This window comes from Emticicia sp. GW821-FHT11C11, assembly GCF_058808615.1.
In genome coordinates this window covers 620,051-643,193 of the sequence record NZ_JBXARV010000002.1, presented here as the reverse complement: position 1 = coordinate 643,193, position 23,143 = coordinate 620,051, and the positions used below count along the sequence as shown (strand labels likewise).

The 23,143-nt window shown below is 42.2% G+C and carries 23 protein-coding genes; 8 read left to right on the top strand and 15 right to left on the bottom strand.

The genetic code is table 11. The features are described from left to right. Positions 1-27 precede the first annotated feature (27 nt). The 3 genes from AC1RRY_RS12650 to rpmG all read right to left on the bottom strand — a co-directional run bounded on the left by AC1RRY_RS12650 (position 28) and on the right by rpmG (position 999). Positions 28-441 carry an acyl-CoA thioesterase gene (locus AC1RRY_RS12650; RefSeq protein ID WP_492820263.1) on the bottom strand — a complete coding sequence of 138 codons (414 nt, stop codon included), beginning with the start codon at positions 439-441 and terminating at the stop codon, positions 28-30. A gap of 138 nt (positions 442-579) precedes the next feature. Beyond that, positions 580-735, bottom strand: a complete 156-nt coding sequence (locus tag AC1RRY_RS12645) for a DUF4295 domain-containing protein (RefSeq protein ID WP_492820265.1) — start codon at positions 733-735, stop codon at positions 580-582. 81 nt (positions 736-816) lie between these two features. Next, on the bottom strand, positions 817-999 hold the full coding sequence (rpmG, locus tag AC1RRY_RS12640) for a 50S ribosomal protein L33 (protein ID WP_492820267.1): 183 nt from the start codon (positions 997-999) through the stop codon (positions 817-819). 225 nt (positions 1,000-1,224) lie between these two features. On the opposite strand from rpmG, the gene AC1RRY_RS12635 reads away from it, so the two are divergent. The 3 genes from AC1RRY_RS12635 (at position 1,225) to AC1RRY_RS12625 (ending at position 4,753) form a co-directional block, all read left to right on the top strand. Further along, positions 1,225-2,223, top strand: coding sequence for an NADP-dependent oxidoreductase (locus AC1RRY_RS12635; RefSeq protein ID WP_492820269.1), 999 nt, complete (start codon positions 1,225-1,227; stop codon positions 2,221-2,223). A 6-nt stretch (positions 2,224-2,229) separates the two neighbouring features. Further along, positions 2,230-3,375 (top strand): hypothetical protein, encoded by a 1,146-nt coding sequence (locus tag AC1RRY_RS12630; protein ID WP_492820271.1) that lies wholly within the window; start codon positions 2,230-2,232, stop codon positions 3,373-3,375. 175 nt (positions 3,376-3,550) lie between these two features. After that, the gene (locus AC1RRY_RS12625) at positions 3,551-4,753 is read left to right on the top strand and encodes a PQQ-dependent sugar dehydrogenase (RefSeq protein WP_492820273.1); all 1,203 of its coding nucleotides are present in this window, start codon (positions 3,551-3,553) and stop codon (positions 4,751-4,753) included. A 13-nt stretch (positions 4,754-4,766) separates the two neighbouring features. Here the strand turns inward: AC1RRY_RS12625 and hisF are convergent, their stop codons facing one another. From hisF to hisH, 4 genes are all read right to left on the bottom strand, one after another. Next, positions 4,767-5,537 (bottom strand): imidazole glycerol phosphate synthase subunit HisF, encoded by a 771-nt coding sequence (gene hisF / locus AC1RRY_RS12620; RefSeq protein ID WP_492820275.1) that lies wholly within the window; start codon positions 5,535-5,537, stop codon positions 4,767-4,769. A gap of 113 nt (positions 5,538-5,650) precedes the next feature. Next, a complete protein-coding gene (locus tag AC1RRY_RS12615; RefSeq protein ID WP_492820277.1) occupies positions 5,651-6,127 on the bottom strand; it encodes a GNAT family N-acetyltransferase in 477 nt (158 codons plus the stop codon). After that, positions 6,124-6,846 (bottom strand): 1-(5-phosphoribosyl)-5-[(5-phosphoribosylamino)methylideneamino]imidazole-4-carboxamide isomerase, encoded by a 723-nt coding sequence (gene hisA / locus AC1RRY_RS12610; protein ID WP_492820279.1) that lies wholly within the window; start codon positions 6,844-6,846, stop codon positions 6,124-6,126. The genes AC1RRY_RS12615 and hisA overlap by 4 nt, the downstream gene beginning before the upstream one ends. A 35-nt stretch (positions 6,847-6,881) precedes the next feature. Next, entirely contained in the window at positions 6,882-7,469 is a 588-nt protein-coding gene (hisH, locus tag AC1RRY_RS12605; protein ID WP_492820281.1) for an imidazole glycerol phosphate synthase subunit HisH, read from the bottom strand. Between the two features lie 233 nt (positions 7,470-7,702). On the opposite strand from hisH, the gene AC1RRY_RS12600 reads away from it, so the two are divergent. After that, complete coding sequence (locus AC1RRY_RS12600) at positions 7,703-9,064, top strand: deoxyguanosinetriphosphate triphosphohydrolase (protein WP_492820283.1); 1,362 nt, start codon at positions 7,703-7,705, stop codon at positions 9,062-9,064. An 8-nt stretch (positions 9,065-9,072) separates the two neighbouring features. Here the strand turns inward: AC1RRY_RS12600 and AC1RRY_RS12595 are convergent, their stop codons facing one another. After that, positions 9,073-9,534 carry a hypothetical protein gene (locus AC1RRY_RS12595; protein ID WP_492820285.1) on the bottom strand — a complete coding sequence of 154 codons (462 nt, stop codon included), beginning with the start codon at positions 9,532-9,534 and terminating at the stop codon, positions 9,073-9,075. A gap of 317 nt (positions 9,535-9,851) precedes the next feature. Here AC1RRY_RS12595 and AC1RRY_RS12590 point away from each other — a divergent pair, with 317 nt between their 5' ends. Both AC1RRY_RS12590 and AC1RRY_RS12585 read left to right on the top strand, forming a co-directional pair. Continuing rightward, positions 9,852-10,694, top strand: a complete 843-nt coding sequence (locus AC1RRY_RS12590) for a fumarylacetoacetate hydrolase family protein (RefSeq protein ID WP_492820287.1) — start codon at positions 9,852-9,854, stop codon at positions 10,692-10,694. A 60-nt stretch (positions 10,695-10,754) separates the two neighbouring features. Next, a complete protein-coding gene (locus AC1RRY_RS12585) occupies positions 10,755-12,317 on the top strand; it encodes an aldehyde dehydrogenase (NADP(+)) (RefSeq protein ID WP_492820289.1) in 1,563 nt (520 codons plus the stop codon). 56 nt (positions 12,318-12,373) lie between these two features. Here the strand turns inward: AC1RRY_RS12585 and AC1RRY_RS12580 are convergent, their stop codons facing one another. The 6 genes from AC1RRY_RS12580 to AC1RRY_RS12555 all read right to left on the bottom strand — a co-directional run bounded on the left by AC1RRY_RS12580 (position 12,374) and on the right by AC1RRY_RS12555 (position 17,685). Further along, on the bottom strand, positions 12,374-13,180 hold the full coding sequence (locus AC1RRY_RS12580; RefSeq protein WP_492820291.1) for an enoyl-ACP reductase FabI: 807 nt from the start codon (positions 13,178-13,180) through the stop codon (positions 12,374-12,376). Positions 13,181-13,339: 159 nt separating this feature from the next. Continuing rightward, positions 13,340-13,828 carry an SRPBCC family protein gene (locus AC1RRY_RS12575; RefSeq protein ID WP_492820293.1) on the bottom strand — a complete coding sequence of 163 codons (489 nt, stop codon included), beginning with the start codon at positions 13,826-13,828 and terminating at the stop codon, positions 13,340-13,342. Positions 13,829-13,877: 49 nt separating this feature from the next. Then, positions 13,878-14,342, bottom strand: coding sequence for a VOC family protein (locus AC1RRY_RS12570; protein WP_492820295.1), 465 nt, complete (start codon positions 14,340-14,342; stop codon positions 13,878-13,880). Between the two features lie 71 nt (positions 14,343-14,413). Beyond that, positions 14,414-14,761 (bottom strand): ArsR/SmtB family transcription factor, encoded by a 348-nt coding sequence (locus tag AC1RRY_RS12565; RefSeq protein WP_492820297.1) that lies wholly within the window; start codon positions 14,759-14,761, stop codon positions 14,414-14,416. Between the two features lie 221 nt (positions 14,762-14,982). After that, entirely contained in the window at positions 14,983-16,782 is a 1,800-nt protein-coding gene (locus AC1RRY_RS12560; protein ID WP_492820299.1) for an acyl-CoA dehydrogenase FadE, read from the bottom strand. Between the two features lie 168 nt (positions 16,783-16,950). After that, the gene (locus AC1RRY_RS12555) at positions 16,951-17,685 is read right to left on the bottom strand and encodes a metallophosphoesterase family protein (protein WP_492820301.1); all 735 of its coding nucleotides are present in this window, start codon (positions 17,683-17,685) and stop codon (positions 16,951-16,953) included. Positions 17,686-18,139: 454 nt separating this feature from the next. On the opposite strand from AC1RRY_RS12555, the gene AC1RRY_RS12550 reads away from it, so the two are divergent. Both AC1RRY_RS12550 and AC1RRY_RS12545 read left to right on the top strand, forming a co-directional pair. Then, the gene (locus AC1RRY_RS12550; RefSeq protein WP_492821309.1) at positions 18,140-19,213 is read left to right on the top strand and encodes a branched-chain amino acid aminotransferase; all 1,074 of its coding nucleotides are present in this window, start codon (positions 18,140-18,142) and stop codon (positions 19,211-19,213) included. 231 nt (positions 19,214-19,444) lie between these two features. Further along, positions 19,445-19,912 carry a MarR family winged helix-turn-helix transcriptional regulator gene (locus tag AC1RRY_RS12545; protein WP_492820303.1) on the top strand — a complete coding sequence of 156 codons (468 nt, stop codon included), beginning with the start codon at positions 19,445-19,447 and terminating at the stop codon, positions 19,910-19,912. A gap of 21 nt (positions 19,913-19,933) precedes the next feature. On the opposite strand, the gene uvrA is transcribed toward AC1RRY_RS12545, so the two are convergent. Continuing rightward, positions 19,934-22,807 (bottom strand): excinuclease ABC subunit UvrA, encoded by a 2,874-nt coding sequence (uvrA, locus tag AC1RRY_RS12540; protein ID WP_492820305.1) that lies wholly within the window; start codon positions 22,805-22,807, stop codon positions 19,934-19,936. Between the last annotated feature and the right edge of the window lie 336 nt (positions 22,808-23,143).

Sequence of the window (23,143 nt, the reverse complement as noted above, 5' to 3'; positions counted from 1 at the left end):
CAGTTTAATTTTAAAGATAATCTCAATTTATTCCCTCTCAGCGCCAAAAAACAGACCTGCAATTTCTTCGCTCACTCTTTTGGGTCTGAAGGTCAGGGCATCAAGTGAAACCCACACGGTGCGGGAGCGTGCCAGTACTTCATTTTCCCGTAAAATTTCACAATGGCGGTCGCTTGTTACTCCTGTAAAATTATCTACCCAGGTTTTTACTGTCAGTTCATTATCCAGAAAAGCAGGTTTCAGGTAATCAATCTCATGCCGGCGTACTACCCAGATAATCTGTGAACTCAGTTCTTTGGGTACAACCGTGCGCCAATGGCTCTCTGCGGCTTCCTGCACATAGCGGAGATAAACTATGTTATTGACATGATTGAGGTCATCGATATCAGTGGCAATGACTTTGATCGGGAAGAGGTGATAATTGCTGTGCCGGGTTTCCAAGACTTTAAGCGGTTTGTTAAGAACGTAATTCAAAAATGAATAAAATCGGCTGTAGAACCAATAATATTTAGCCTGAGTTTCCAAAACAAAAAAGCCCTCTTGTTCGTCAAGAAGGCTTCAACCAATATTTTATCGGAATTATGCTTTCAAAGCATTTTGCAATTCTTCCATAGGAACCATTTCTTCCTTAAAAGAATATGCACCGGTTTTAGGAGACTTCACAGCCTTGATAACTTTTGCGAAGTTTTTTCCTGCGGTTTTATCACGAAGCGTAGCGACTACTTTCTTTGCCATTTTAGTATCTTTTTATGATGTATTGATTCAAATGATTTTTCAGGATTCTGATAAAATCTGATGAACCCCTGCAATCAAAAATTATTTAATTTCTTTGTGTAATGTTTGTTTTTTCAGGAATGGGTTATATTTCTTTAACTCCAAACGACTGGTAGTGTTTTTACGATTTTTGGTCGTTACGTAGCGAGACATACCTGCTACACCGCTTGTTTTTTGCTCAGTGCACTCTAAGATAACTTGTACACGATTGCCTTTCTTCGCCATTGTTTTATGTATTTTATATCTTTGCTAATCTAATTCGGGCTGCAAAGATACTAAACTCCTGATTACTAACCAAAACTCTTTTAAAAGTTTTTTAAATATTTCTGAGTTTTTTTACTTACAGTGGCAAATTTATATATAGTGACACGAATTCATCTGAAAAAATGACAATATTTTATTTTAATATCATAGTTTTGAAAAATGGAGATAAAATCAACCTGAAAGCTTATGAAAAACACACGCATTAATTTACAGGCCCGCCCTATTGGTAACCCTACGCCTGAATGTTGGGAGATTGAAGATGTAGATGTTCCTGATTTACAGGAGAACCAGGTGCTGGTTCAGGTACAGTATTTGTCAATTGACCCTGCCATGCGTGGCTGGATGAACGAAGGCAAATCGTATGTCAGACCTGTCAATATCGGCGAAGTAATGCGTGCGCTGGGAGCAGGGGTGGTGGTTGATTCCAAACATCCGGATTTTGTAGCAGGCGATTATGTGACCGGTATTACTGGTGTGCAGGAGTATGCGGTGCTGGATGGCGCGCATCTGGTAAAGGTTGACCCGAATTTTGTACCATTGCCCGCTTATCTGGGTACTTTGGGTATGTCGGGCCTGACAGCTTATTTCGGGTTGCTGGATACCGGCCAGCCTAAAGCAGGCGAAACCGTAGTGATATCAGGCGCGGCGGGTGCGGTAGGGAGTGTAGCCGGGCAAATAGCAAAAATTAAAGGGTGCCGGGTAGTTGGTATAGCCGGTGGTGAGGACAAATGCCGATATGTGGTAGAAGAACTGGACTTTGATGCCTGTGTGGATTATAAAGCGAGAGACTTGCGGAAGAACCTGAAAGAGGCTTGCCCGAACGGAGTAGATGTCTTTTTTGATAACGTTGGTGGTGAAATACTGGATACCGTATTGACGCTGATTAACTTCAAAGCCAGAATAGTTATTTGTGGAGCTATTTCTCAATACAACGCTATTCAGAAACCGGCAGGGCCAAGCAACTATATGTCTTTGTTGGTGAATCGTGCCCGTATGGAAGGTATCGTGGTTTTTGATAATGCAGCCAATTATGGTAAAGCTATTAAAGAAATGGCAGGGTGGGTGGCTCAGGGCAAGCTCAATGCAAATACGGATGTGGCCGAAGGAGGCATAAGGGCTTTTCAGGATACCTTAATGAAACTGTTTAAAGGTGAAAACACAGGTAAACTGGTTCTGAAAATTTAGCTGACGATGATTCAGAAGCCTTCAGATAGTTGTATTGAAACAATCATTCAGAAAATTGCCTCGTTGCAATCACAGGGTGATGCGTATTTCCCGGAGGGTATTTTTCCGTCTTATCGGCAAAATACCTTTTTGCTATATAAACGCCCTGATAACAATATTTTTTATACAGCTTCTATTGTATTGGTGTTAAACCAACTGAAAGCTAATCTGCCTGCCGACAGCCAACTTGTGGTTGAAGAAATTACTTCAAAAGCTATCAGAAATTACCCCGCCTATCAGAACAAAGACGGTTTAAATACCTATAATTTCTGGCAAACACCCAAAGCTGGCAGGGATTCCGGTCATTTTCCCAATGGATATATCTTCCGCCGGATGGAGCATTTCAGGCTTCCGGATGACATTGACGATACGGCCCTGGTGTATCTGACGAGCAAAGCAACGAAGGAAGAGGTTGTGTGGTTGAAAGAAAAGCTAAAATCACATGCCAATTTATCGGCAGGGTCAGCAAAAACAAGACAGGTTAAAAACACATTCGGGTATTATAAAGACCTGAAAATTTACTCAACCTGGTTTGGTAAGAACATGGCCATTGAGTTTGATGCCTGTGCCTTGTGTAATCTGATGTATCTGTTCGAATCGCATGGGTTGCCTTACAATGAATATGATCTGGATACGTACAGGTATCTGGAAGGAATCATTGAACGGAAGGAGTTTATCAGTAATCCGTTTCTGGTTTCACACAATTACGCTACAGCTCCTTTAATTATTTATCATTTTGCCCGTTTGCTCGGAGATTTTGAGGTGAAGCCTCTGGAACATTGCCGTAAGAAACTCATTGAAGCGGCACTCATATTGTTCAAAACCGAAAAATCGGCCATGAATAAGATTATGCTGCAAACAGCACTGATAAAACTTAGCCGGAACAATGACTTTGGGTATAAAGAAGCCATCAACGAATGCTTGCAGGTTAAACTCGAAGTGAAAGTACCTGACCCTGATTTCTGTTATTTTCTGGGGCCTCTGTTAAGCTCCTATGAGCACCCGGTTTTACGGTTCCTGGCGCCTATGAAAATCACACAGATGGATTGGAAATGTGAAGCCCATGAGTGGGCTTTGGTTCTGGAGAATTACATTGAACGTAATAAAAACTAACATTTCATCCTGTGTTTTCCTCGGGTAGTACAGATTCCATTGGCATTGTAAGGCTAAAGTTGTAGTATAGCATACTGATATATCTGGTATTGCCGTTTGTCATTAACAGAAACTTCAATAACGGTTGTTTATAAATAAAGCGCTTATGTATCTTCATTTACCAACACACAGGTCTGTGAATCGCTTGAAAAACAGACTCTTCATTTTATTAGCGATAATTGCTCTGGTGGCTGTAGGTCTGATATTACTATTGATTAACTATTGGAATGGTAACAGGCTTTTTTATGCTGAGCCGGCTCCTTATCAACTTGAGAACGCTTTCCCGAATCTGAAGTTTAATAGTCCCGTTGAAATGGTACATGCCGACGATGGCACAAACCGCCTTTTTGTGCTGGAACAGGAGGGCCGCATCAAGGTATTTAATAATAATCCGGCAGTAAAAGCAGCCACTGACTATCTGGATATCCGCGACAGAGTGGATGATCAAGGGGAGATGGGTTTATTGGGTTTAGCATTTGACCCCAACTTTAAAGAAAACGGATATTTCTATGTGAATTATAACAGAAGAAACCCGTTAGAAACAGTAATCTCCCGTTTCAAGGTTAATAATTTTAAGGATTCGAAAGTAGCAGCGTCGTCAGAAACGGTGCTGATGAGATTTGCTCAACCTTATGATAATCATAATGGGGGCAAAGTAGCCTTTGGCCCTGACGGTTATCTGTATATTGCTGTCGGGGATGGCGGAGCCTGGGGCGACCAGCATAATTATGCACAAAACCGTAGCTCTTTGCTAGGGAAGATATTACGGATTGATGTACATAAAACCGACAAGGGCAATTATGGTATTCCTGCTGATAATCCTTATGTAAACAATAGTGAGGGTTTCAGAGAAGAGATTTATGCCTACGGATTACGTAACCCCTGGCGGTTTAGTTTTGATACTCAAACCGGACAACTGTGGGTAGGTGATGTAGGACAAAATGAGTTTGAAGAGATAGACATTGTGATCAAAGGAGGTAACTATGGTTGGCGGTTGAAAGAAGCAAGCCGATGCTATAACCCAAGAAACGATTGTGACCCTGATAATAGATTAATAGACCCTATTCACCAGTATCCGCGAAATGACGGCGTTTCAATAACAGGAGGGTATGTGTATCATGGAAAACGAATACCTGCTTTACAGGGCAAATACCTGTTTGCTGATTATGCCAAAGGCAATGTATGGGCTCTGTCTTTTAATGGCAGTACCAAGACAGCGGTCGAATTGCTAACGGATGCAGGCGGCTCGGTTTCTTCATTTGGAGTAGATGCCAATCAGGAAATTTACATACTCGACCACTATAGCGGCCAAATCAAACGATTTGCAATGGGTAAATAAAACAGGTACGAGGTTAAATTCGTATAGATATGCCCTTATCTCGCAGGTAATGCTTTAACTCAGGAATACCGATTTCTTTGAAATGGAAAATACTGGCGGCTAGTCCGGCATCGGCTTTTCCGTTGGTGAATACCTCATAAAAATGCTCCATTGTTCCGGCACCGCCTGAGGCTATAATGGGTATATTGGCATTATCTGAAATCTCCGCTGTTAATTCCAGCGCAAAGCCGGCTTTGGTGCCATCAGTATCCATGGATGTCAGCAGTATTTCACCGGCGCCTCTGTCTTCCACTTCCTTGGCCCAGGCAATGGTTCGTAATTCAGTAGGTTTCCGTCCGCCATGCGTATGCACAATATGTTCCTGTAAACCACTCTCAAGCGTAATGTATCGGGTATCAATAGCTACAACAATGCATTGAGAACCAAACTCCAAAGCCAATTCATTAATCAGATCCGGATTACGAACGGCCGATGAATTGATAGAAACCTTGTCGGCTCCGGCATTAAGTAATTTTGATACATCAGAAACCGACCCTATTCCCCCACCCACACAAAAAGGAATATTGACAGTACGGGCCACTCTTCGCACCAGGTCAATCAGAGTTTTTCTTTCTTCAACCGTTGCCGTAATGTCCAGAAACACCAGTTCGTCAGCACCTTGTTCTGCATAAGTGGCGCCTAACTCTACCGGGTCACCGGCATCACGAAGGTTCACAAAATTAGTGCCTTTTACCGTGCGCCCGTCTTTTATATCTAAACAAGGAATAATTCGTTTGGTAAGCATCGTTGTCTGATTAATAAATTTAGTGATTGGGTGAGTTAGTGAATGAGTGATTGAGGTATCGATTCATGAAATCATTAAATCAGATAAATCATAGTTCAGAATTACTCACACATTCACTCAATATTTCCTTCAGTATTCTTCTCTTTCATTTCCACATAAATATTCGGCCGGGCAATCTGCATGATTACATCGGGGTTATCCAAAGGAGTAAAACCGAATTGTGCATATAAGCCGTGGGCATCGCGTGTGGCGAGCGTCCAGCGTCTCAAGCCCTGCAATTCAGGCAATTGCAGTATGCATTCCATCAGCCATTTAGATAATCCCTTGCCACGTTCCGACTCCAGCACAAATACATCGGCCAGATACGCAAAGGTAGCACAGTCAGAAATCACCCGGGCATAGCCCACCTGTTCTCCGGTATTTTTGTAAATACCAAAAGTAATGGAGCCTGCAGCTGCCCGCTTCACTACATCCATAGGAATTTCAGGCGACCAGTAGCTGGTTTTTAGAAAATCATGAATTGCATCAAACTGCAACAAAGTTTGATTGGTACTAATGAGGTACCCGTCTTTTCTGAATTCGTGGCTCATAAAAATCTGCGTTCTATGTCTTTCAGACTAATGCGGTTTTCGTAGATGGCCTTTCCTACAATGACGCCGAAAATATTCAGCTCGGCCAATTCTTCCAGGTCTTGCATGGAACTGACCCCGCCGCTAGCAATCACTTTCAATGTCGGGAATTGATCCTGCATGTTCTTGTATAGATCTACCGATGGCCCCTGCAGCAAGCCATCTTTGGCCACATCGGTGCTAATAGTATATTGAATACCTTTCTGAATCCACTCGCCCACAAAATCATATACCCACACACTGGTTTCTTCTTCCCAACCACTAACCGCAATTTTTTCCTGCTTTGCATCAGCTCCAAGAATGATCGTGTCACCGCCATAGGTTTTTATCCATGATTCAAACAGTTCAGGGTTTTTAATGGCAATACTGCCACCGGTTATTTGGCGAGCACCACAATCAAAAGCCAGTCTAATATCTGTATCAGACTGCACACCACCACCAAAATCAATATGCAGGTTGGTTTTGGAAGCTATTGTTTCAAGTACTTTGGCATTGACTATTTTTTTTTGTTTGGCGCCATCCAGGTCAACCAGATGCAGCCGTTTGATTCCGGCATCTTCAAACATGCGGGCTACCTCAAGCGGATTTTCATTATAGGTTTTCTTCTGTGAATAATCTCCCTGGGTAAGGCGTACGCATTTTCCTTCGATGATGTCAATAGCAGGTATGATTTGTAGCATGGTTTTGTCGTATTCAGGTATCAGGAATGAAGATTTTACAATTTCAGAAAATTCTCAAAGATTTTTTGCCCCACGTCTCCGCTTATCTCCGAATGAAACTGCGCCGCATAGAAATTGTCTTTCTGCAGCATGGCCGAATACTCAAGCATATAATTGGTTTTGGCTACAGTAAAATCGGACAAAGGAGCATAATAGCCATGATTATAATAGACATAAGCGTGAGAGTCGAGCCCGTCAGTCAGCGAAGATGAATAATCGTAAATGTCGTTCCAGCCCGTTTGTGGTACTTTGAAGCCTTTGATTTGCGGAAAACGCAGAATGGGCACATCAAATACGCCCAGACAATCAGTATTATTTTCTTCCGATGACCGGCAGAGCAATTGCATGCCTACACAAGTACCCAGAAAAGGTTGTTTCAGAGTAGGTATCAGCTGGTCAAGACCATTCTCACGCAGGCTTTTCATGGCGGTGCTGGCCTCGCCCACACCCGGGAAAATAATGCGCTCAGCCGAACGAATAATTTCCGGGTCGTCAGACAGCTCATAAGCTACGCCAATGCGTTCCAGCGCATACATAACCGACTGCACATTGCCTGCATTATATTTAATAATGATGACTTTCAAATCAGAAAAAATTGAAGATGATTATTATGGTGTTGTTATTACAAATCTAGGTTTATATACTAATAGTTGCATGTGTTTATAAAAAAAGTACTATTATTTCTTTTCTTGATTCAAGTTATTTGGGAAATTCCGGAAGTATTCAAAAAAACTAGGGGTGAGGGTTCGGGTAAATCAATCTTTATACCCGATTATAAACCCTCCTTTGTATCTTGCAGCAAAATTTGAAACGATACATGAATTGGCAAACGCTTTTTTCGAATAAACGATTAGGAAGAGAAGACAGAATGGCTCAGGACATTTTCCGTAACGATTATATGCGTGATTACGACCGCCTCATATTTTCGTCACAGTTCAGGCGTTTGCAAAACAAAACGCAGGTATTCCCTTTGCCCGGAGCGGTTTTTGTGCATAATCGCCTTACCCATAGTCTGGAAGTAGCCTCTGTGGGGCGTTCATTAGGAAAGGCCATAGGAGAGAAGATAGTAGCTAAATATGAAGAAGAGCTAAGTCAGGAAGCCAGAGAATTTTATAAGTTTGAGTTGTCAGCAGTAGTGATGACCGCCTGCATTGCGCATGATATCGGTAATCCACCTTTCGGACATTCGGGCGAAGATGCCATCCGTACGTTTTTCAAAGAGCTGGAAGGAGATAAACTCAGTACTTTGGAGAAAGAATTGAGCGAAAACCAGTTTAATGATTTTAAGAATTTTGAGGGCAATGCCAACGCATTCAGGATTCTTACCACTATTTTCAACCAGAGCAGTCTGAATCTGACTTATGCCACATTGGCATCTATTGTGAAGTATCCGGCCGATTCAACTTCCGGATTCAAAAAGAATGGATTGGTATCCACCAAAAAATCAGGTTTTTTTGATTCGGAAAGTGCTTTTTTTCAACGCATTGCTGCAGAACTAGGACTCAACCGGCTCAATGAACAAACCAATATTTTTGCGCGCCATCCGTTTGTGTTTCTGGTTGAAGCCGCGGATGATATCTGTTACAGAATCATAGACCTGGAAGACGCCCACAGGCTGGGGATTTTATCAACGCACGAAGCCCGACAATTGCTGGAACCTTTTTTTGAAAAAAGAGAGGGTAAGCCGGACATAGCCGAAACAGTGGATGGAATTGATGACGATAAGCAGAAGTTGTCGTTCCTGAGAGCTACGCTGATAGGGAAGCTGATTGCCAAATGCACCGATGTCTTTTTTGAGTATGAACAAGAGCTATTAGCCGGTACCCTGAACAAGCCCCTGATTGATTTATTAGATGAAAAGACGACAGATCTGATAAAAAAGATAGACGAGATATCTGTCAGAAAAATATATAATGATAAGTCGGTGATTGAGATTGAAATAGCGGGGTATCATATCATAGGAGGTTTACTGAAAGAGTTTGTGTCAGCTGTTCTTTCACCTGAGGCTCCTAAATCCAGAAAATTGCTTAAACTGATACCGAAACAATTTATGATTGGTAAAGACAGAAGCCTTTATGAGAATCTACAGGCAGTTGTAGATTTTATTTCAGGCATGACCGATCTTTTTGCCATTGATTTGTATAGAAAAATTACCGGTATTCAGATACCGCAATTGTAAGAGAAACATTATTTTTTCTTCTTACCCAGTATATAACCAATACCCAGATTTGCCCTGAAAACACCTAAGTCAAATTCTTTGTTGGCGTAAGGAGATAATTCGAAAATCCCCTGAAATTGTGGTAGTTTGCTGAATGGTGAGACCCGCACACCCAGATTCATGAAATATCCTTCCAGCGGGTTTCTTTTTTGAGGGTCATCGTTCAGATAATTCAGAAAATTGGCCTTGACACCCGCACCAACGTAAAATTTGGCTTTTTGACCTTTTGTCAGGTTTACCATGGGCGAAATCTCAGTGCTTAATGAAGAGAAATAAGAATTCATCTGAAACCTGAAATCGGCCCACATGGGTTGATTGGGGTTTGAAGCAATTGAAAAAATAGAGTTAAACGGATAATAGGTAAATGCTTGTGCAAAGCAATTGCTAGTGGCGATGGTAAAAAGACAGATAAACAGTAATTTTTTAAGCATAAACTTACTTTTTTATTGTGGCCGCTAAGTTAAGACAAATATTCGTAGTACTTAGGCAACATTTTTAAGTAATATTGAATATCAATTCGCTTCGTTGCTTAATTGATACTTTTTATTAAAATTTGCATAGCCGATAGTATCTTTCATTGTGAAAATTATTAATCAGAGTACTACTGCCAGCGTAATTTCTGACGTCAGTATCCGGGTTTTGCTGTTTAGGATGTCTGATATTTATCAATGCTATTCAACACAGACATACAGAGGGCAAACCTGTAGGTCGTTTAACTCACAAATCGGAAACAACACCATACCATTCAATGAAAGCCTACAAAACTTTACAGGGATTCGTTATTGAGCACCAGAATCAGTATTTTCTTTCGCGTCATCATGACTGGGACTTATTCATTAATCGCGAAAACCTATTTTTTGAGTTACAGCGTGAAATACAATTGCTGGAACCTGTTACAGAGTATCAGTCATTAATTGAAAACGGTTTGCAGGCACCTATCCAGTCGCAGGAAGTCTGGGCTTCCGGAGTAACCTACCTGAGAAGCAGAGATGCCCGCATGGAAGAGTCTAAGAACTCGGGAGGAGATAATTTTTATGACAGAGTGTACGATGCCGAACGCCCCGAATTATTTTTTAAGTCTGCCCCGGGCAGGGTAGTTGGTTCCGGACAAAAGGTACGTATACGTCGTGATTCTAAGTGGAACGTGCCTGAACCCGAACTGACTTTGTTTATTAATTCGAAAGGCCAGATATCGGGTTATACTGCAGGTAATGATATGAGTTCAAGAGACATAGAAGGTGAAAATCCGCTGTATCTGCCACAGGCCAAATCATACGATAAAAGTGCGGCCATTGGCCCCTGCATTGCCATTCTGGATGAACCTATTTCTTCTGACACACAAATCAAACTGGAGATTCTTCGTTTTGATATTCCTTATTTCACTGATTCTGTGGCTATCAACCGGATGAAACGCAAGCATACTGAGTTGGCGGAGTTCCTGTTCAGAGAAATGTCGTTTCCAAATGGCTGCTTCTTAATGACAGGAACCGGCATTGTGCCGCCTGATGATTTCACGCTTGAAGTGGGAGATGAAATACGAATTACTATTGAAGGAATCGGAACATTGATCAATACAGTAGAAATAAAATAAATCAATTTAAACACGAAAGGGGCTTTATCATAAATTAGAGCTGCTTATTATAACCCTGCTATGCAACTTACAGGAAGAAATATTATAGGTTTTGAGACTTTCTCAGAAGGAACGGTAGCCATACAAGGCATTAATCCGGCAACTGGAGAGACTTTGTCGCCGCTTTTTTTTAAAGCGACGCTTGATGAACTGGATTATGCGGCTGAAAAAGCTGAAAAAGCTTTTCAGATATACCGGAAAAAGTCAGGTTTTGAGAAAGCCAATTTCCTGGAGAAAATCGCTGAAGAGATAGAGAATCTGGGCGAAACCCTGCTGGAAAGATACATGTTGGAGTCGGGTCTGCCACAAGGAAGGGCCATTGGAGAAAGAGGCAGAACAGTAGGGCAGTTAAGACTCTACGCCCAGCTTTTAAGAGAGGGCTCATGGGTGGATGCGCGCATTGATGCGGCTATATTTGATCGCCAACCTGCACCCCGCCCTGATTTGCGCTCAATGGAGCGGCCTTTAGGGGTAGTCGGTGTTTTTGGAGCGAGTAATTTCCCACTGGCATTTTCGGTGGCGGGTGGAGATACCACCTCTGCGTTTGCTGCCGGATGTTGTGTCATTGTGAAGGCACATCCTGCACACTTGGGTACATCAGAATTAGTTGGCCAGGCTGTTCAGAAAGCAGCAGAGGCTACAGGCATGCCTGACGGAGTGTTTTCGTTATTATTTGACGACGGACACGAGATAGGCATGGCATTGGTGAAACATCCTGTAATAAAAGCAATTGGCTTTACAGGCTCCCTGAAAGGCGGTAGGGCATTGTTTGATGCGGCCGTGAGCCGCCCGGAACCGATTCCTGTATATGCGGAAATGGGTAGCGTGAATCCTGTGTTTGTTTTGCCGGGAATTCTGGCTTTAAAGGGTAGAGCTATTGCAAAAAACTACCTGACTTCTGCTACAATGAGTGTCGGACAGTTTTGTACCAATCCGGGAATTTTATTTTTACAAAGCAATAAGGAATTTATTGAAGAAATAGAAAAGAATGCGCCCAATACGCAAGGAGGGATTATGCTTACGCCCGGAATCAGAGACACGTATGTAAGAGGTACGGAACATGCGAAACAATTTACCGATGTTGTGGGGGTAGGTAAGGCTCCTGAAGGGTTTACAGCAGTAGAACCAATTTTTTTACGTACAGACATTGCCTCGTTAAATGCCAAACCCGAACTGGCAGAAGAGATTTTTGGTCCTACCAGCCTGATTGTAGAAGCTAATACAAAAGAAGAGATTCTGATTGCTGCGGGTAATCTGGAAGGACACCTGACGGCAACTGTCCACGGGACACCTGAGGATTTAGTAGAATACGCTGATTTATTAGATATACTTGAGCAGAAAGTAGGGAGGTTAATTCTTAACGGTTTCCCGACGGGAGTAGAAGTGAATCATGCTATGATACATGGCGGGCCTTTCCCGGCTACAACCGATTCGCGCAGTACTTCAGTAGGTACAAGAGCTATTACTCGTTTTACGCGTCCGGTTAGTTTCCAGGATTTCCCTGATGAACTGCTACCTGATGAATTGAAAAGCGATAATCCGCTGAGTATCTGGCGAATGGTAGAAGGCGAGATGAAGAAATAATAAAAAAGAGGAACTGCAAAGTTCCTCTTTTTTGTATGCATTCAATTGAAAGATTATTAAATCAGATTCATTACGTCTTCCGAGATACCGGTATTCACGAAACCACCATCGTGGAATAGGTTCTGCATGGTTACCATTTTGGTAAGGTCAGAGAAAAGCGTGATAACGTAATCTGCACAGGCATCTGCCGAAGCATTACCCAAAGGAGCAATTTTATCGGCAAAATCATAGAATTTATCAAAACCTCCGATACCTGTACCTGCAGTGGTTTTGGTAGGTGATTGTGAAACCGTATTAACACGCACATTTTTCAATTTACCGTAACGATAGCCATAGCTGCGGGCAATTGATTCCAGCATAGCTTTGGCTTCTGCCATATCAGTATAGAATGGAAATGTACGCTGCGCGGCCATATAGGATAAGGCTACTACCGAACCCCACTCGTTGATGGCATCCATTTTCTCGGCTACCTGTAAAAACTTATGGAATGATAAAGCCGATACATCAACACTTTTCAGGAACCAGTCGTAGTTCAGATCACCATACGCTTTGCCTTTACGGATATTAGGAGACATACCGATAGAGTGAAGTACGAAGTCGACCTTTCCACCCAGTACATCCATTGATTTGGTGTAAAGATTTTCGATTTCTTCTACCACAGTGGCATCTGCCGGAATAATCTCGGCTTCACAGGCTTCGGCCAGTTTCTTAATCTCGCCCATGCGCATGGCAATGGGGGCATTTGTTAAAACGATAGATGCACCTTCTTCTTTCGCTTTCAGTGCTACCTTCCAGGCAATAGATTTTTCATCTAATGCGCCTGAAATAATTCCTTTTTTACCCTTAAGTAGTCCGTATGCCATGATATGTAAGTTTAAATCTGAGTCCGTAGCATTAACTACGATAATGTCATAATAGTTTTTAGAGTGCCAAAGGTAGTTAATTTCAAAAAAAATAAAAAACCATCCTGTTTTTTTACTGGCGTAACTCTTATACTAGGCTTACATGGGCAACGGACTACTTTATGCCGCACCTTTCTCAAATAATTCGTCCAGACGTTCAAATCCTTCCTTCACTCCCCGCTCCATGTCAGATCGCAGCATCATGTCAAGGTCTGCTATTGATTGAAAAACAGATAGTGAAGTCACTCTGCTACGGTTTCCCGGTAATGATTCAAAGGAGGCTGTTTCCAGCGATACATGCCCTTTGGCGCCTTCATACTCAAAAGTCTGAATAATGGTTTCCGGAGCTGACACCTCATGGAATATACCTCTGAACGCATAAGCCTCTCCTTTGCCATCGGTATGTATGTATCGGTATCGTCCGCCGGTATGAGCGTCAAAAATTTCAACAACCATTTCATATCCTCTTGGCCCGAGCCATTGTTTTACCATTTCTGCGTCGGTATAGGCTTTAAACAGCAATTCTATTGGGGCTTCAAATTCTCTGGTAATCGTAAGAGCCTGCCCACCCGGCTCTCTGCTGATCGTAGTTTCATTTTTGGTTTTCATAATTGTGTTTTGTTTAATTTTATGAATTGAATAGAGTTTTTAGCATTCATCATTCTCCTGCATGCGCATCTTTCAGTTTCTGAATATCCAGTTTATTCATTTGAAGCATCGCATCCAGAGCTCTTTTGGCTTTTGCCGGATCAGAATCACTCAACAATTTGCCCAGAATATCGGGAACAATTTGCCATGACAAGCCGAATTTGTCGACCAGCCAGCCGCATCTGCTGGGTTGTCCACCATCTGCTATCAGTTTATCCCAGTACTCATCTACTTCTTCCTGTGTTTTGCAATTGACAAACAGCGATATGGCCGGATTGAATGAATAATGAGGGCCGCCATCCAAAGCCAGAAGAACCTGGCCTTCCAGCTCAAATTTGGCATTCATGATTTTGCCATTGACCTTATTAGCATAGTGTACCTTTGTGTTTTTGAAAACAGAAGTATAGAGTTCGATGGCTTCGGCAATATTGCCGTTGAACCATAAGAATGGGGTGATTTTTTGTTCGTTTTCCATCAGGTTTATTTTATTTAATAGTTATGGTATTGTCAGATGTATTTGTATTAAACAACCGCTTGAGCCTGTTACTATCCGGCTTGTGGATTGCCATCATTACTCTGGTTATCTTGTTGAAGTTTGTATAGTAAGTCATCAAGCGCTTGAAACTTGTGTTCCCAAATCTGACGGTACTGCTCAAGCCAGTTCGATACTTCGCTCAATTTCTCAAGTCTGGCAATACAGTAATTCTCCCGGCCTTGCTTTTGGATAACGATCAGACCGCATTCTGTCAGTATCTTAATGTGTTTTGAAACCGCCTGTCGGCTGATGTCAAAAGTCTCGGCAACTGAGTTCAGATTTAATGCCTGTCTGGCTATCACGCCTATAATCTCTCTTCTCGTCGGGTCGGCAATTGCCTGAAAAACATCTCGTCTCATGTGCACTTAGTTTTAATTTGCAACCAATCAGTTGCAAATATATTGGCAACTGATTGGTTGCGCAAGTATTTTTTGGTTTTTTTTCAGGAAAGATAAAATGATTGAGAATGAAGCGGAAAAGAACTGTTTATTAAGAAGTACGAAGAGGCAAACTAAAATAAAAAACCGTCCTCCAAAATGAAAGACGGTTTGTTGATTTTTAGTTATTGATTATTTGAGCTTTAAAAAATGTATTTATTCTCCTCAATCATAGCCTCTGCTACTCTGCGACGGGCATTTTTGAGGTTGAATGGTTCAATCTTTGTAAATCGTTTCAGACCCATCAACATGACACGTAACTCATCGGCTTCGGCAAATGAGGTAATGGCTTCGCGGCCGGCAATATTAATTCTGTTTACGGCCTCATGCAAGTAAATGATGGCCATGTCTTTTTGCAGGGCTGCGTTAGCCTCTCCTTTGGTATTAATGAGTTTTTCAACTCTCAGTAATATTGATTCGGTCACATAGATTTCAATGGCCATATCAGCCAGATTCATCAGAATTTCCTGCTCTTCTGATAGTGACATCATGAATTTCTGTACCGCCGAGCCTGCAACCATTAAAGCTGCCTTTTTCAGGTTTTTCAATACTCTCTTTTCAGCAGCAAAAAGGCCTTCGTCATCAGACCCGCCAAAATCAGGAATAGACAGAATCTCTTTGGCAACAGCCATAGCCGGTGTCATCAGGTCAATTTCACCTTTCAGGGCGCGTTTCAAAAGCATATCGATAATCAACATACGGTTGATCTCGTTGGTGCCTTCAAATATTCTGTTGATGCGTGCATCGCGGTAGGCACGCTCCATCGGAGCATCAGCCGAATACCCCATACCTCCGTATACCTGTAAGCTTTCGTCTACAGTATAATCAAGCACTTCTGAACTATGCACTTTCATAATCGCACATTCAATAGAGAATTGCTCCAACGCTTTCAGTTTGGCTTCGGCATCATTTAAGCCCTGTGCTTTCAGGTCTTCAATGGCGTCATCAATGTTTTGCCCGGCTCTGTAGTTAGCCGATTCAGAAGCAAAAATACGTGTGGCCATTTCAGCCAGCTTGTATTTAATGGCACCAAAAGTAGCAATGGAAACACCGAACTGCTTGCGTTCGTTGGCGTAATTAATGGCATGACCCAACGCGCCTTTAGACCCGCCGATAACAGCAATACCCAGTTTAATACGACCTATATTCAGGATATTTACAGCGATTTTGAAACCATTCCCACGAGAAGACAGCATGTTTTCAACTGGTACGTGGCAATCGGTAAAGAAAATCTGGCGGGTGTCAGAACCCTTGATACCCAACTTATGCTCAGGCTCGTTCATGGTAATACCACTAAACGATTTTTCTATAATGAATGCCGTCAGATTCTTGTCATCGTCAATTTTGGCAAAAACAATGAACAAATCGGCAAAACCACCGTTGGTAATCCACATCTTTTGTCCGTTAATGACATAGTGCTTTCCATCAGCTGACAAAGCAGCTTTGGTTTTACCAGAGTTGGCATCAGAACCCGAATCAGGTTCTGTTAAGCAATAAGCGGCTTTCCATTCGCCGGTGGCTAGTAGCGGGAGGTACTTGGCTTTTTGTTCTTCATTACCGTAATAAACGATAGGTAGCGTACCAATACCCGTGTGTGCTGATTGTGCAACTGAAAACGAATGTCCTTGTCCTAATGCTTCTGCTACCAGCATTGAGGTATTGAAGTTCATGCCGAATCCACCGTATTCTTCCGGAACGGCCGTACCAAGCAAGCCTAATTCACCGGCTTTGGTCATCAACGATGACATCAGCTCGGGCGACTTGGCGTTGTCGATTTCGTTCAGGCGTGGGTGGATCTCTGTACGCAAAAAATCACGACAGGTATTGGCAATCATTTGTTGCTCTTCTGAAAATTCTTCCGGAATGAAAATCTGATGTGCTTCCACATCTTTTATCAAGAACTCTCCCCCTTTAATTGAGGCTTTATTTTCAGTTGCTACCATAATATTATTAGTTGGAATTCGTCGGTTTAGAAATATGCCCATTATTATGCGTGCATACTGTTACAAAGATACTGAAATTTGAAAATATTATGCAAGCATACTATTGATTTTTTTTAGACTTTCAGGATATTAATTTGTTATTATTCAAGGAGCTCAATTGGTAGAAAACTACCGGTTTCTTCCCTTTTCGTCGGGATATAAATCAGGTAGTCTGTCGCTTTGCCAGAATTGTTTGGTGTCTACATCCATTATGGTCAGGCTTCCCCAGAAAGCCGCTCCGGTGTCAATATTCCATACGTTGCCACCATTCATGGGTACTGTTTCGTCATAGTTAAGCGTAGGGGTATGGCCAATGTATATTTCATCAAAAAGTGAGAGTCTTTTAGGATACCGGTTAGAGTCTCTGTCAATGTGGTTGTCCAGAGAGCGGGCTACTTCCCACAGGGTGCGATCCCATTCAAAATTAGAGGCGTGGAATTCCTGTGCAGGCCCATGCATGGAGGTAAATCCGGCATGGACAAACAGCCGGTTATGATGGTCGATGTAATACATCCGCATTCTTTCGAAGAAATTGAGATGTGCCAGGCGCTCTGCATCATTCAGTGATTCATAGCTCTTTACTGTTGAGAAACCCCCATGGAACCCCCAGGTTTTATCCCAGTCTTTCTCTCGTAGCCATTCTTCACACCATGAATCATGATTGCCTTTTATGAATACACAATTGAATGTCTGATCCAGTTCTATCAGAAACTGTATTACCTGTGCCGATTCGCTCCAACCGTCTACATAATCTCCCAGAAAAACGAGCGTGTCGTTTTCGGTCACAGACGACCTCTCCATCACCTGCTTTAGTGCACGTAGTCCGCCATGTATGTCACCTACCACTAAGGTTCTGGGTTTCATAGTAATTCAGTCTATAGAATGGTTGTATTAGTCATCAGCATTTTGATGAAAACCAGCCTGGTAACAAAGAAAGTAGAAAAACACCTTTATGCAAAGCACCTCAACCTGTTTTTGTTTTGATTATTACCGTTAAATGTCAGATACGCGCTACTTGTTTGTTTGAATGGTTCTTTACAAAATCAAGTTTTATAAAGGGGAGCCGTGTGTGGTTGACGGGTGATTATTCTGGTAAATTCAGGCATTTGGCCATCAGGCATAAGGGTTTTATTAGCTGACTAACACCATTTTGAGGGTATGAAAAAATGAGTTTTTCTAATCAGGAAAAAGTACTTAAAATTGTACCCTTGAAAGGAAACTTGTCTTAACAACTATTTTTGCATTTTTCCTTGACAATTTGGTATATTCTTTGTTGTTTCGCAATTGAAATTTTATTTGAGCTTATTTAATATAGTTTATTATGACAGAGACATTAAACTTCGATGTGACCACAGTAGCTGAAAGCAGGATTCATCAGCTTGACCCTAATAATATTCAGTTCGGCTCCCTTTTTACGGACCACATGCTGGTTGCCGATTATGTTAACGGCGAATGGCAGACTCCGAAGATTTTACCATTCGGTGAAATCAGTTATAATCCCGCGCTGGCATCTCTTCACTATGGGCAATCGATTTTTGAAGGAATGAAAGCTTTCAAAAATGATAACGATGAAGTGCTGATGTTCCGCCCGAGAGAAAACTGGAAGCGATTCAATGTTTCGGCAGAGCGCATGTGTATGGCTCAGGTACCGGAAGAAATATTCATCGGAGGCCTTGAAGAATTACTGCGTTTAGATGCCGCCTGGGTACCGAAAGGTGAAGATAACTCTTTGTATCTGCGTCCGTTTATGTTCGCGAGCGATGTTTATCTGGGTGTGCGCCCGTCTCAGAACTATCGTTTTATGATAATCATGAGTCCTGCCGGTCAATACTACTCTACCCCTCCGAAAGTGAAAGTAGAAACAGAGTTTATCCGTGCGGCTCCGGGTGGTGTGGGTTATGCCAAATGTGCCGGTAACTATGCGGCATCGTTGTATCCGGCTAAGTTGGCACAGGAGCAAGGCTATACACAATTGTTGTGGACAGATGCCATTGAACACAAATATTTTGAGGAGTCGGGTACGATGAACGTCATGTTTGTGATTGACGGCAAATTGGTTACTCCTGCCGTGAGCAGCACTATTCTGAAGGGAATCACCCGTGATTCTCTATTGCAATTGGCGAAGTCTTTGAGTATTGAAGTGGAAGAAAGAAAAGTGTTGGTTGAAGAAATATTATCGGGCATTAAAAACGGAAAGGTTACCGAAGTATTCGGTGCCGGAACCGCCGTGGTAGTGTCTCCTTTCTCAGCAATTGGTTATAACGGTGAAGACTATGTATTACCTGCCCTTACAGAGGAGTCGGTTTCATCTAAACTGAAAAAGGCGTTGAACGATGTACGCACAGGCAAGGTAGAAGATACTTTTGGCTGGGTTTGGAAAGTAAACAACTGATAGTATAGAAAACAGTACGAGATCATATCAGGAGCGACCGGGCATGCCCGGTCGCTCTTTTAGTTTTATAACCGGGAGAATGCAGATAATATAAAAGTGGGAATGAGAGTTAAGGAAAAACTAATATTATAAAAACACGGAAGACTTCGTATTCTCAAAATAATTTCTTTAACAGTATGCCTGCATACTGATTTTTTTCTACTTTTGTTTTACCCGAAGCAAAAAATACCAATGAGGAAAGAAAAAACGATAGATTTTTATATTAAATGGGCATGGCACGCCATCTCGCGTATGTATAATGGCTATGCAAGCCAGTATGATATTACAATGGCCATTGGATATGTATTGCTGAATATTGATTCGGAGAAAGGAACACCGGCTACTAAGATAGGTCCTTCAATCGGTATGGAACCAAGAAGCCTGACCCGCATGCTGAAAACACTTGAAGAAAAGGGCTGGATTTATAGGGAGACAGATGCCGACGATAAACGCTTTGTAAAGGTGTATCTGACAGAGGAAGGAAAGAGGAAAAGGAATTTTGCGCGGGAAGGAGTAATTATCTTTAATAAAAAGATTCAGGAGACCATTCCTGCCGAGAAACTGGCTGTTTTTTTTGAGGTAATTAAAGAAATCAATAACCTTGTAGATGAAGAAAACAGTAAGGTAAAAGACAATATTATTTTTGACATAATATCTTAAAGATAAAGGTCTGAGTTAAACTCAGACCTTTATCTTTTCTTTCAGAAACGCTGCAGTATAGTTATTTTCCAGTTTAATCATGTCTTCCGGAGTACCTGCAAAAGTCAGATATCCTCCTTTTTCTCCACCTTCGGGGCCTAAGTCGATTATCCAGTCTGCCGATTTAATGATTTCCATGTTGTGTTCAATAATAATGACTGAATCCCCCTGGTCAACCAGTGCATTAATAGCTTTCAGCAGTTTCTTGATGTCATGAAAGTGGAGCCCGGTGGTAGGCTCATCAAAAACAAAAAGTGTCTTGCCCTTATCGGCATTGCCTTTGCTTAAGAAGAAAGCCAGTTTAACACGCTGTGCCTCTCCACCTGACAAGGTGCTTGACGATTGACCCAAACCTATATAACCCAGACCTACATCCTGCAATGGTTGCAGCTTTTCGGCCAGTTTCGGGTCTGTGTCTTTGAAGAACGCAATGGCCTCATCAACCGTCATGCCCAGAATATCGGCAATGTCTTTGTCTTTATATTTTACTTCCAGAATCTCCTGTTTAAAGCGTTTTCCGCCACAACTTTCACATTTCAGGCGTACATCGGCCATAAACTGCATTTCAATGGTTTGTTCGCCCTCACCCTGGCAAGCCTCACAACGGCCTCCGTCTACGTTAAATGAGAAGAAAGCGGGCTTATAATCACGGGCTTTAGCCAATTGCTGGTCAGACATCAATTGTCTGATAGCGTCATAGGCCTTAATGTAAGTGACCGGATTTGAACGGGAAGATTTACCGATAGGGTTTTGGTCAACCATTTCTATCTGCGTAATTCTGTCCAGCGAACCTACCAGCTCACTATATTTCCCGGCTTCTTCACTGTATTCACCTTTGAGCCTTGCAATAGCAGGGAAAAGGATTTTGCGCACCAGTGTTGATTTCCCTGAGCCGCTAACCCCGGTCACAACCGTAAGCGTACCTAAAGGAAATTTTGCATCTACTTCTTTTAAATTGTTTTCGCGGGCACCTTTAATTTCAATAAAATCAGTAGGTTTTCGTCTTTTCAGCGGAACAGGCACCTGGTCTTCTCCTGTCAGGAACTGGATGGTGTGGCTGATAACCCCACCCCGACCCTCCCCAACTGTGGGGAGGGTTAGGGTTTTAAACCTCATAATATCCTCCCAGTTTCCCTGAAAAATCAGATGTCCGCCCAATGTCCCGGCTTCAGGGCCTATGTCAATGATTTCATCGGCTGCCAGCATTACTTCTTCTTCGTGTTCCACTACCACCACGGTGTTTCCTAAATCTCTCAGCGATTCCAGCACACTTACCAGGCGGCGGGTGTCTCGCGGGTGTAAGCCAATACTTGGCTCATCAAGTATATACATAGAGCCTACCAAAGCACTACCTAAGGAAGTAGCCAGTTTGATACGTTGAAACTCCCCACCTGATAATGAAGAAGTCAGTCGGTTGAGTGTCAGATAACCTAAACCTACACGTTCCATGAAATCAAGCCGACTGTTGATTTCAATCAATATTCTTTTCGAAATACCTTGCAGATAATCAGGTAATTCAAGGTTCTTAAAGAATTGTATCACCCCCGAAATCGGCATCAGAACCAGATCCGTAATAGAAGCGCCGCCCACTTTTACGTAAGCTGCATCTTTGCGAAGGCGAGACCCACGGCATTCAGGACAATCTGTGCGGCCGCGATACCGGGACAGCATGACCCTGTACTGAACCTTATGTACCTGGCTTTCGATGTCGTCAAAGAAAGCATTCAGGCCCTCAAAATAAGAGTTGCCCGTCCAGAGCAAGTCTTTCTGCTCTTGTGTAAGATCTTTATAGGCTCTGTGAATGGGGAAATCGAAACGAATGCCGTTTTTAAGTAAAGGTGCAGCCCATTCGCTCATGCGTTCGGTTCTCCAGGGGGCTACAGCGCCCTCAAAAACAGAAAGGTTTTTGTCAGGAATCACAAGTTCGGGGTCTATCCCTAATATTTTGCCGAATCCTTCGCAGCGTTTACAGGCTCCGTAAGGATTATTGAATGTGAAGAGGTTGACACTCGGTTCCTCAAACGCCATTCCGTCCAGTTCAAATCTGTCAGAAAATGTCTGCTTTTGCTGACCGATTACATCTACAATACATTCGCCCTCTCCCTCAAAAAATGCAGTCTGCACAGAGTCAGAAAAACGGAACTGAGTATCTTCGTCATGCTTTACCACATTGCGGTCTATCAGAATCTCTATGTGATGATGCTTTTCACTAATGGCATCGTCGCCCTCTATTATCTCTTCAATTTGTTTAATTTCTCCATCAATTACCACGCGGGTATACCCTTTCTGAAGCAGTAAATCTAGTTCTTTTTTAATCTTACGGTCGTCTTTTATTTTCAGAGGAGTTAAGATCATCACACGGGTTCCCTCTTCCTGTGAAAGAATAAAATTAACCACATCGGTCACCGTATCTTTTTTTACTTCTTTTCCTGAAACCGGCGAATAAGTGATGCCGATCCGGGCAAATAATAGTTTAAGATAATCATATATCTCGGTGGTGGTACCTACAGTTGAGCGGGGATTTTTAGTAGCTACTTTTTGCTCAATGGCAATGGCCGGAGACACACCTTTAATGTATTCAACATCGGGTTTTTCCATACGGCCCAGAAACTGACGGGCATAAGAGCTGAGGCTTTCTACGTACATCCGCTGGCCTTCGGCAAATAGCGTATCAAACGCCAACGATGATTTCCCGCTACCTGAAAGCCCGGTAATTACCACCAGTTTGTTGCGTGGAATGGCAACATCAATATTTTTTAGATTATTTACTTTGGCGCCTTTAATGATGATGAATTGCTTGGGGTCAAGTGTATCAACATCAGTGTACTTTATAAAATTAAGTGCAGAATTTTCCATTCAGAGAAAGCCCGGTTTCCTTTCTTAGGATTCAGGTATATATATAATTTGGAATTATTTAAATCGTACTGGTAAGATTGAAAAACCTCAAACAATGTAACCAAATATTTGCAGAGATAGTTCTTTTCTTTAATACTAATAATGAAGCCTCAGAGTTCCTTAAAAACCTTTCAATCATTTGCTTCATTATCCGGTTAAAGATAAGCAAAAATTCTCGTGCCTGCTTTTAAATAGATTATTTCATCGGTATCCTTGCTTTATCTGGTGGTATGGTCAATGGGGTACTATAATTGGTAAATAAATGCGTAGCAAACGCAGATCAAAAGCCGTAATTTT

Excerpts from the sequence above, each read along its gene's own strand:
- AC1RRY_RS12645 (WP_492820265.1), bottom strand. The coding sequence starts at position 735 with ATGGCAAAGAAAGTAGTCGCTACGCTTCGTGATAAAACCGCAGGAAAA.
- rpmG (WP_492820267.1), bottom strand. The coding sequence starts at position 999 with ATGGCGAAGAAAGGCAATCGTGTACAAGTTATCTTAGAGTGCACTGAG.
- AC1RRY_RS12635 (WP_492820269.1), top strand. The coding sequence starts at position 1,225 with ATGAAAAACACACGCATTAATTTACAGGCCCGCCCTATTGGTAACCCT.
- AC1RRY_RS12630 (WP_492820271.1), top strand. The coding sequence starts at position 2,230 with ATGATTCAGAAGCCTTCAGATAGTTGTATTGAAACAATCATTCAGAAA.
- hisF (WP_492820275.1), bottom strand. The coding sequence starts at position 5,537 with ATGCTTACCAAACGAATTATTCCTTGTTTAGATATAAAAGACGGGCGC.
- AC1RRY_RS12615 (WP_492820277.1), bottom strand. The coding sequence starts at position 6,127 with ATGAGCCACGAATTCAGAAAAGACGGGTACCTCATTAGTACCAATCAA.
- hisA (WP_492820279.1), bottom strand. The coding sequence starts at position 6,846 with ATGCTACAAATCATACCTGCTATTGACATCATCGAAGGAAAATGCGTA.
- AC1RRY_RS12600 (WP_492820283.1), top strand. The coding sequence starts at position 7,703 with ATGAATTGGCAAACGCTTTTTTCGAATAAACGATTAGGAAGAGAAGAC.
- AC1RRY_RS12595 (WP_492820285.1), bottom strand. The coding sequence starts at position 9,534 with ATGCTTAAAAAATTACTGTTTATCTGTCTTTTTACCATCGCCACTAGC.
- AC1RRY_RS12590 (WP_492820287.1), top strand. The coding sequence starts at position 9,852 with ATGAAAGCCTACAAAACTTTACAGGGATTCGTTATTGAGCACCAGAAT.
- AC1RRY_RS12585 (WP_492820289.1), top strand. The coding sequence starts at position 10,755 with ATGCAACTTACAGGAAGAAATATTATAGGTTTTGAGACTTTCTCAGAA.
- AC1RRY_RS12580 (WP_492820291.1), bottom strand. The coding sequence starts at position 13,180 with ATGGCATACGGACTACTTAAGGGTAAAAAAGGAATTATTTCAGGCGCA.
- AC1RRY_RS12575 (WP_492820293.1), bottom strand. The coding sequence starts at position 13,828 with ATGAAAACCAAAAATGAAACTACGATCAGCAGAGAGCCGGGTGGGCAG.
- AC1RRY_RS12570 (WP_492820295.1), bottom strand. The coding sequence starts at position 14,342 with ATGGAAAACGAACAAAAAATCACCCCATTCTTATGGTTCAACGGCAAT.
- AC1RRY_RS12565 (WP_492820297.1), bottom strand. The coding sequence starts at position 14,761 with ATGAGACGAGATGTTTTTCAGGCAATTGCCGACCCGACGAGAAGAGAG.
- AC1RRY_RS12560 (WP_492820299.1), bottom strand. The coding sequence starts at position 16,782 with ATGGTAGCAACTGAAAATAAAGCCTCAATTAAAGGGGGAGAGTTCTTG.
- AC1RRY_RS12555 (WP_492820301.1), bottom strand. The coding sequence starts at position 17,685 with ATGAAACCCAGAACCTTAGTGGTAGGTGACATACATGGCGGACTACGT.
- AC1RRY_RS12545 (WP_492820303.1), top strand. The coding sequence starts at position 19,445 with ATGAGGAAAGAAAAAACGATAGATTTTTATATTAAATGGGCATGGCAC.
- uvrA (WP_492820305.1), bottom strand. The coding sequence starts at position 22,807 with ATGGAAAATTCTGCACTTAATTTTATAAAGTACACTGATGTTGATACA.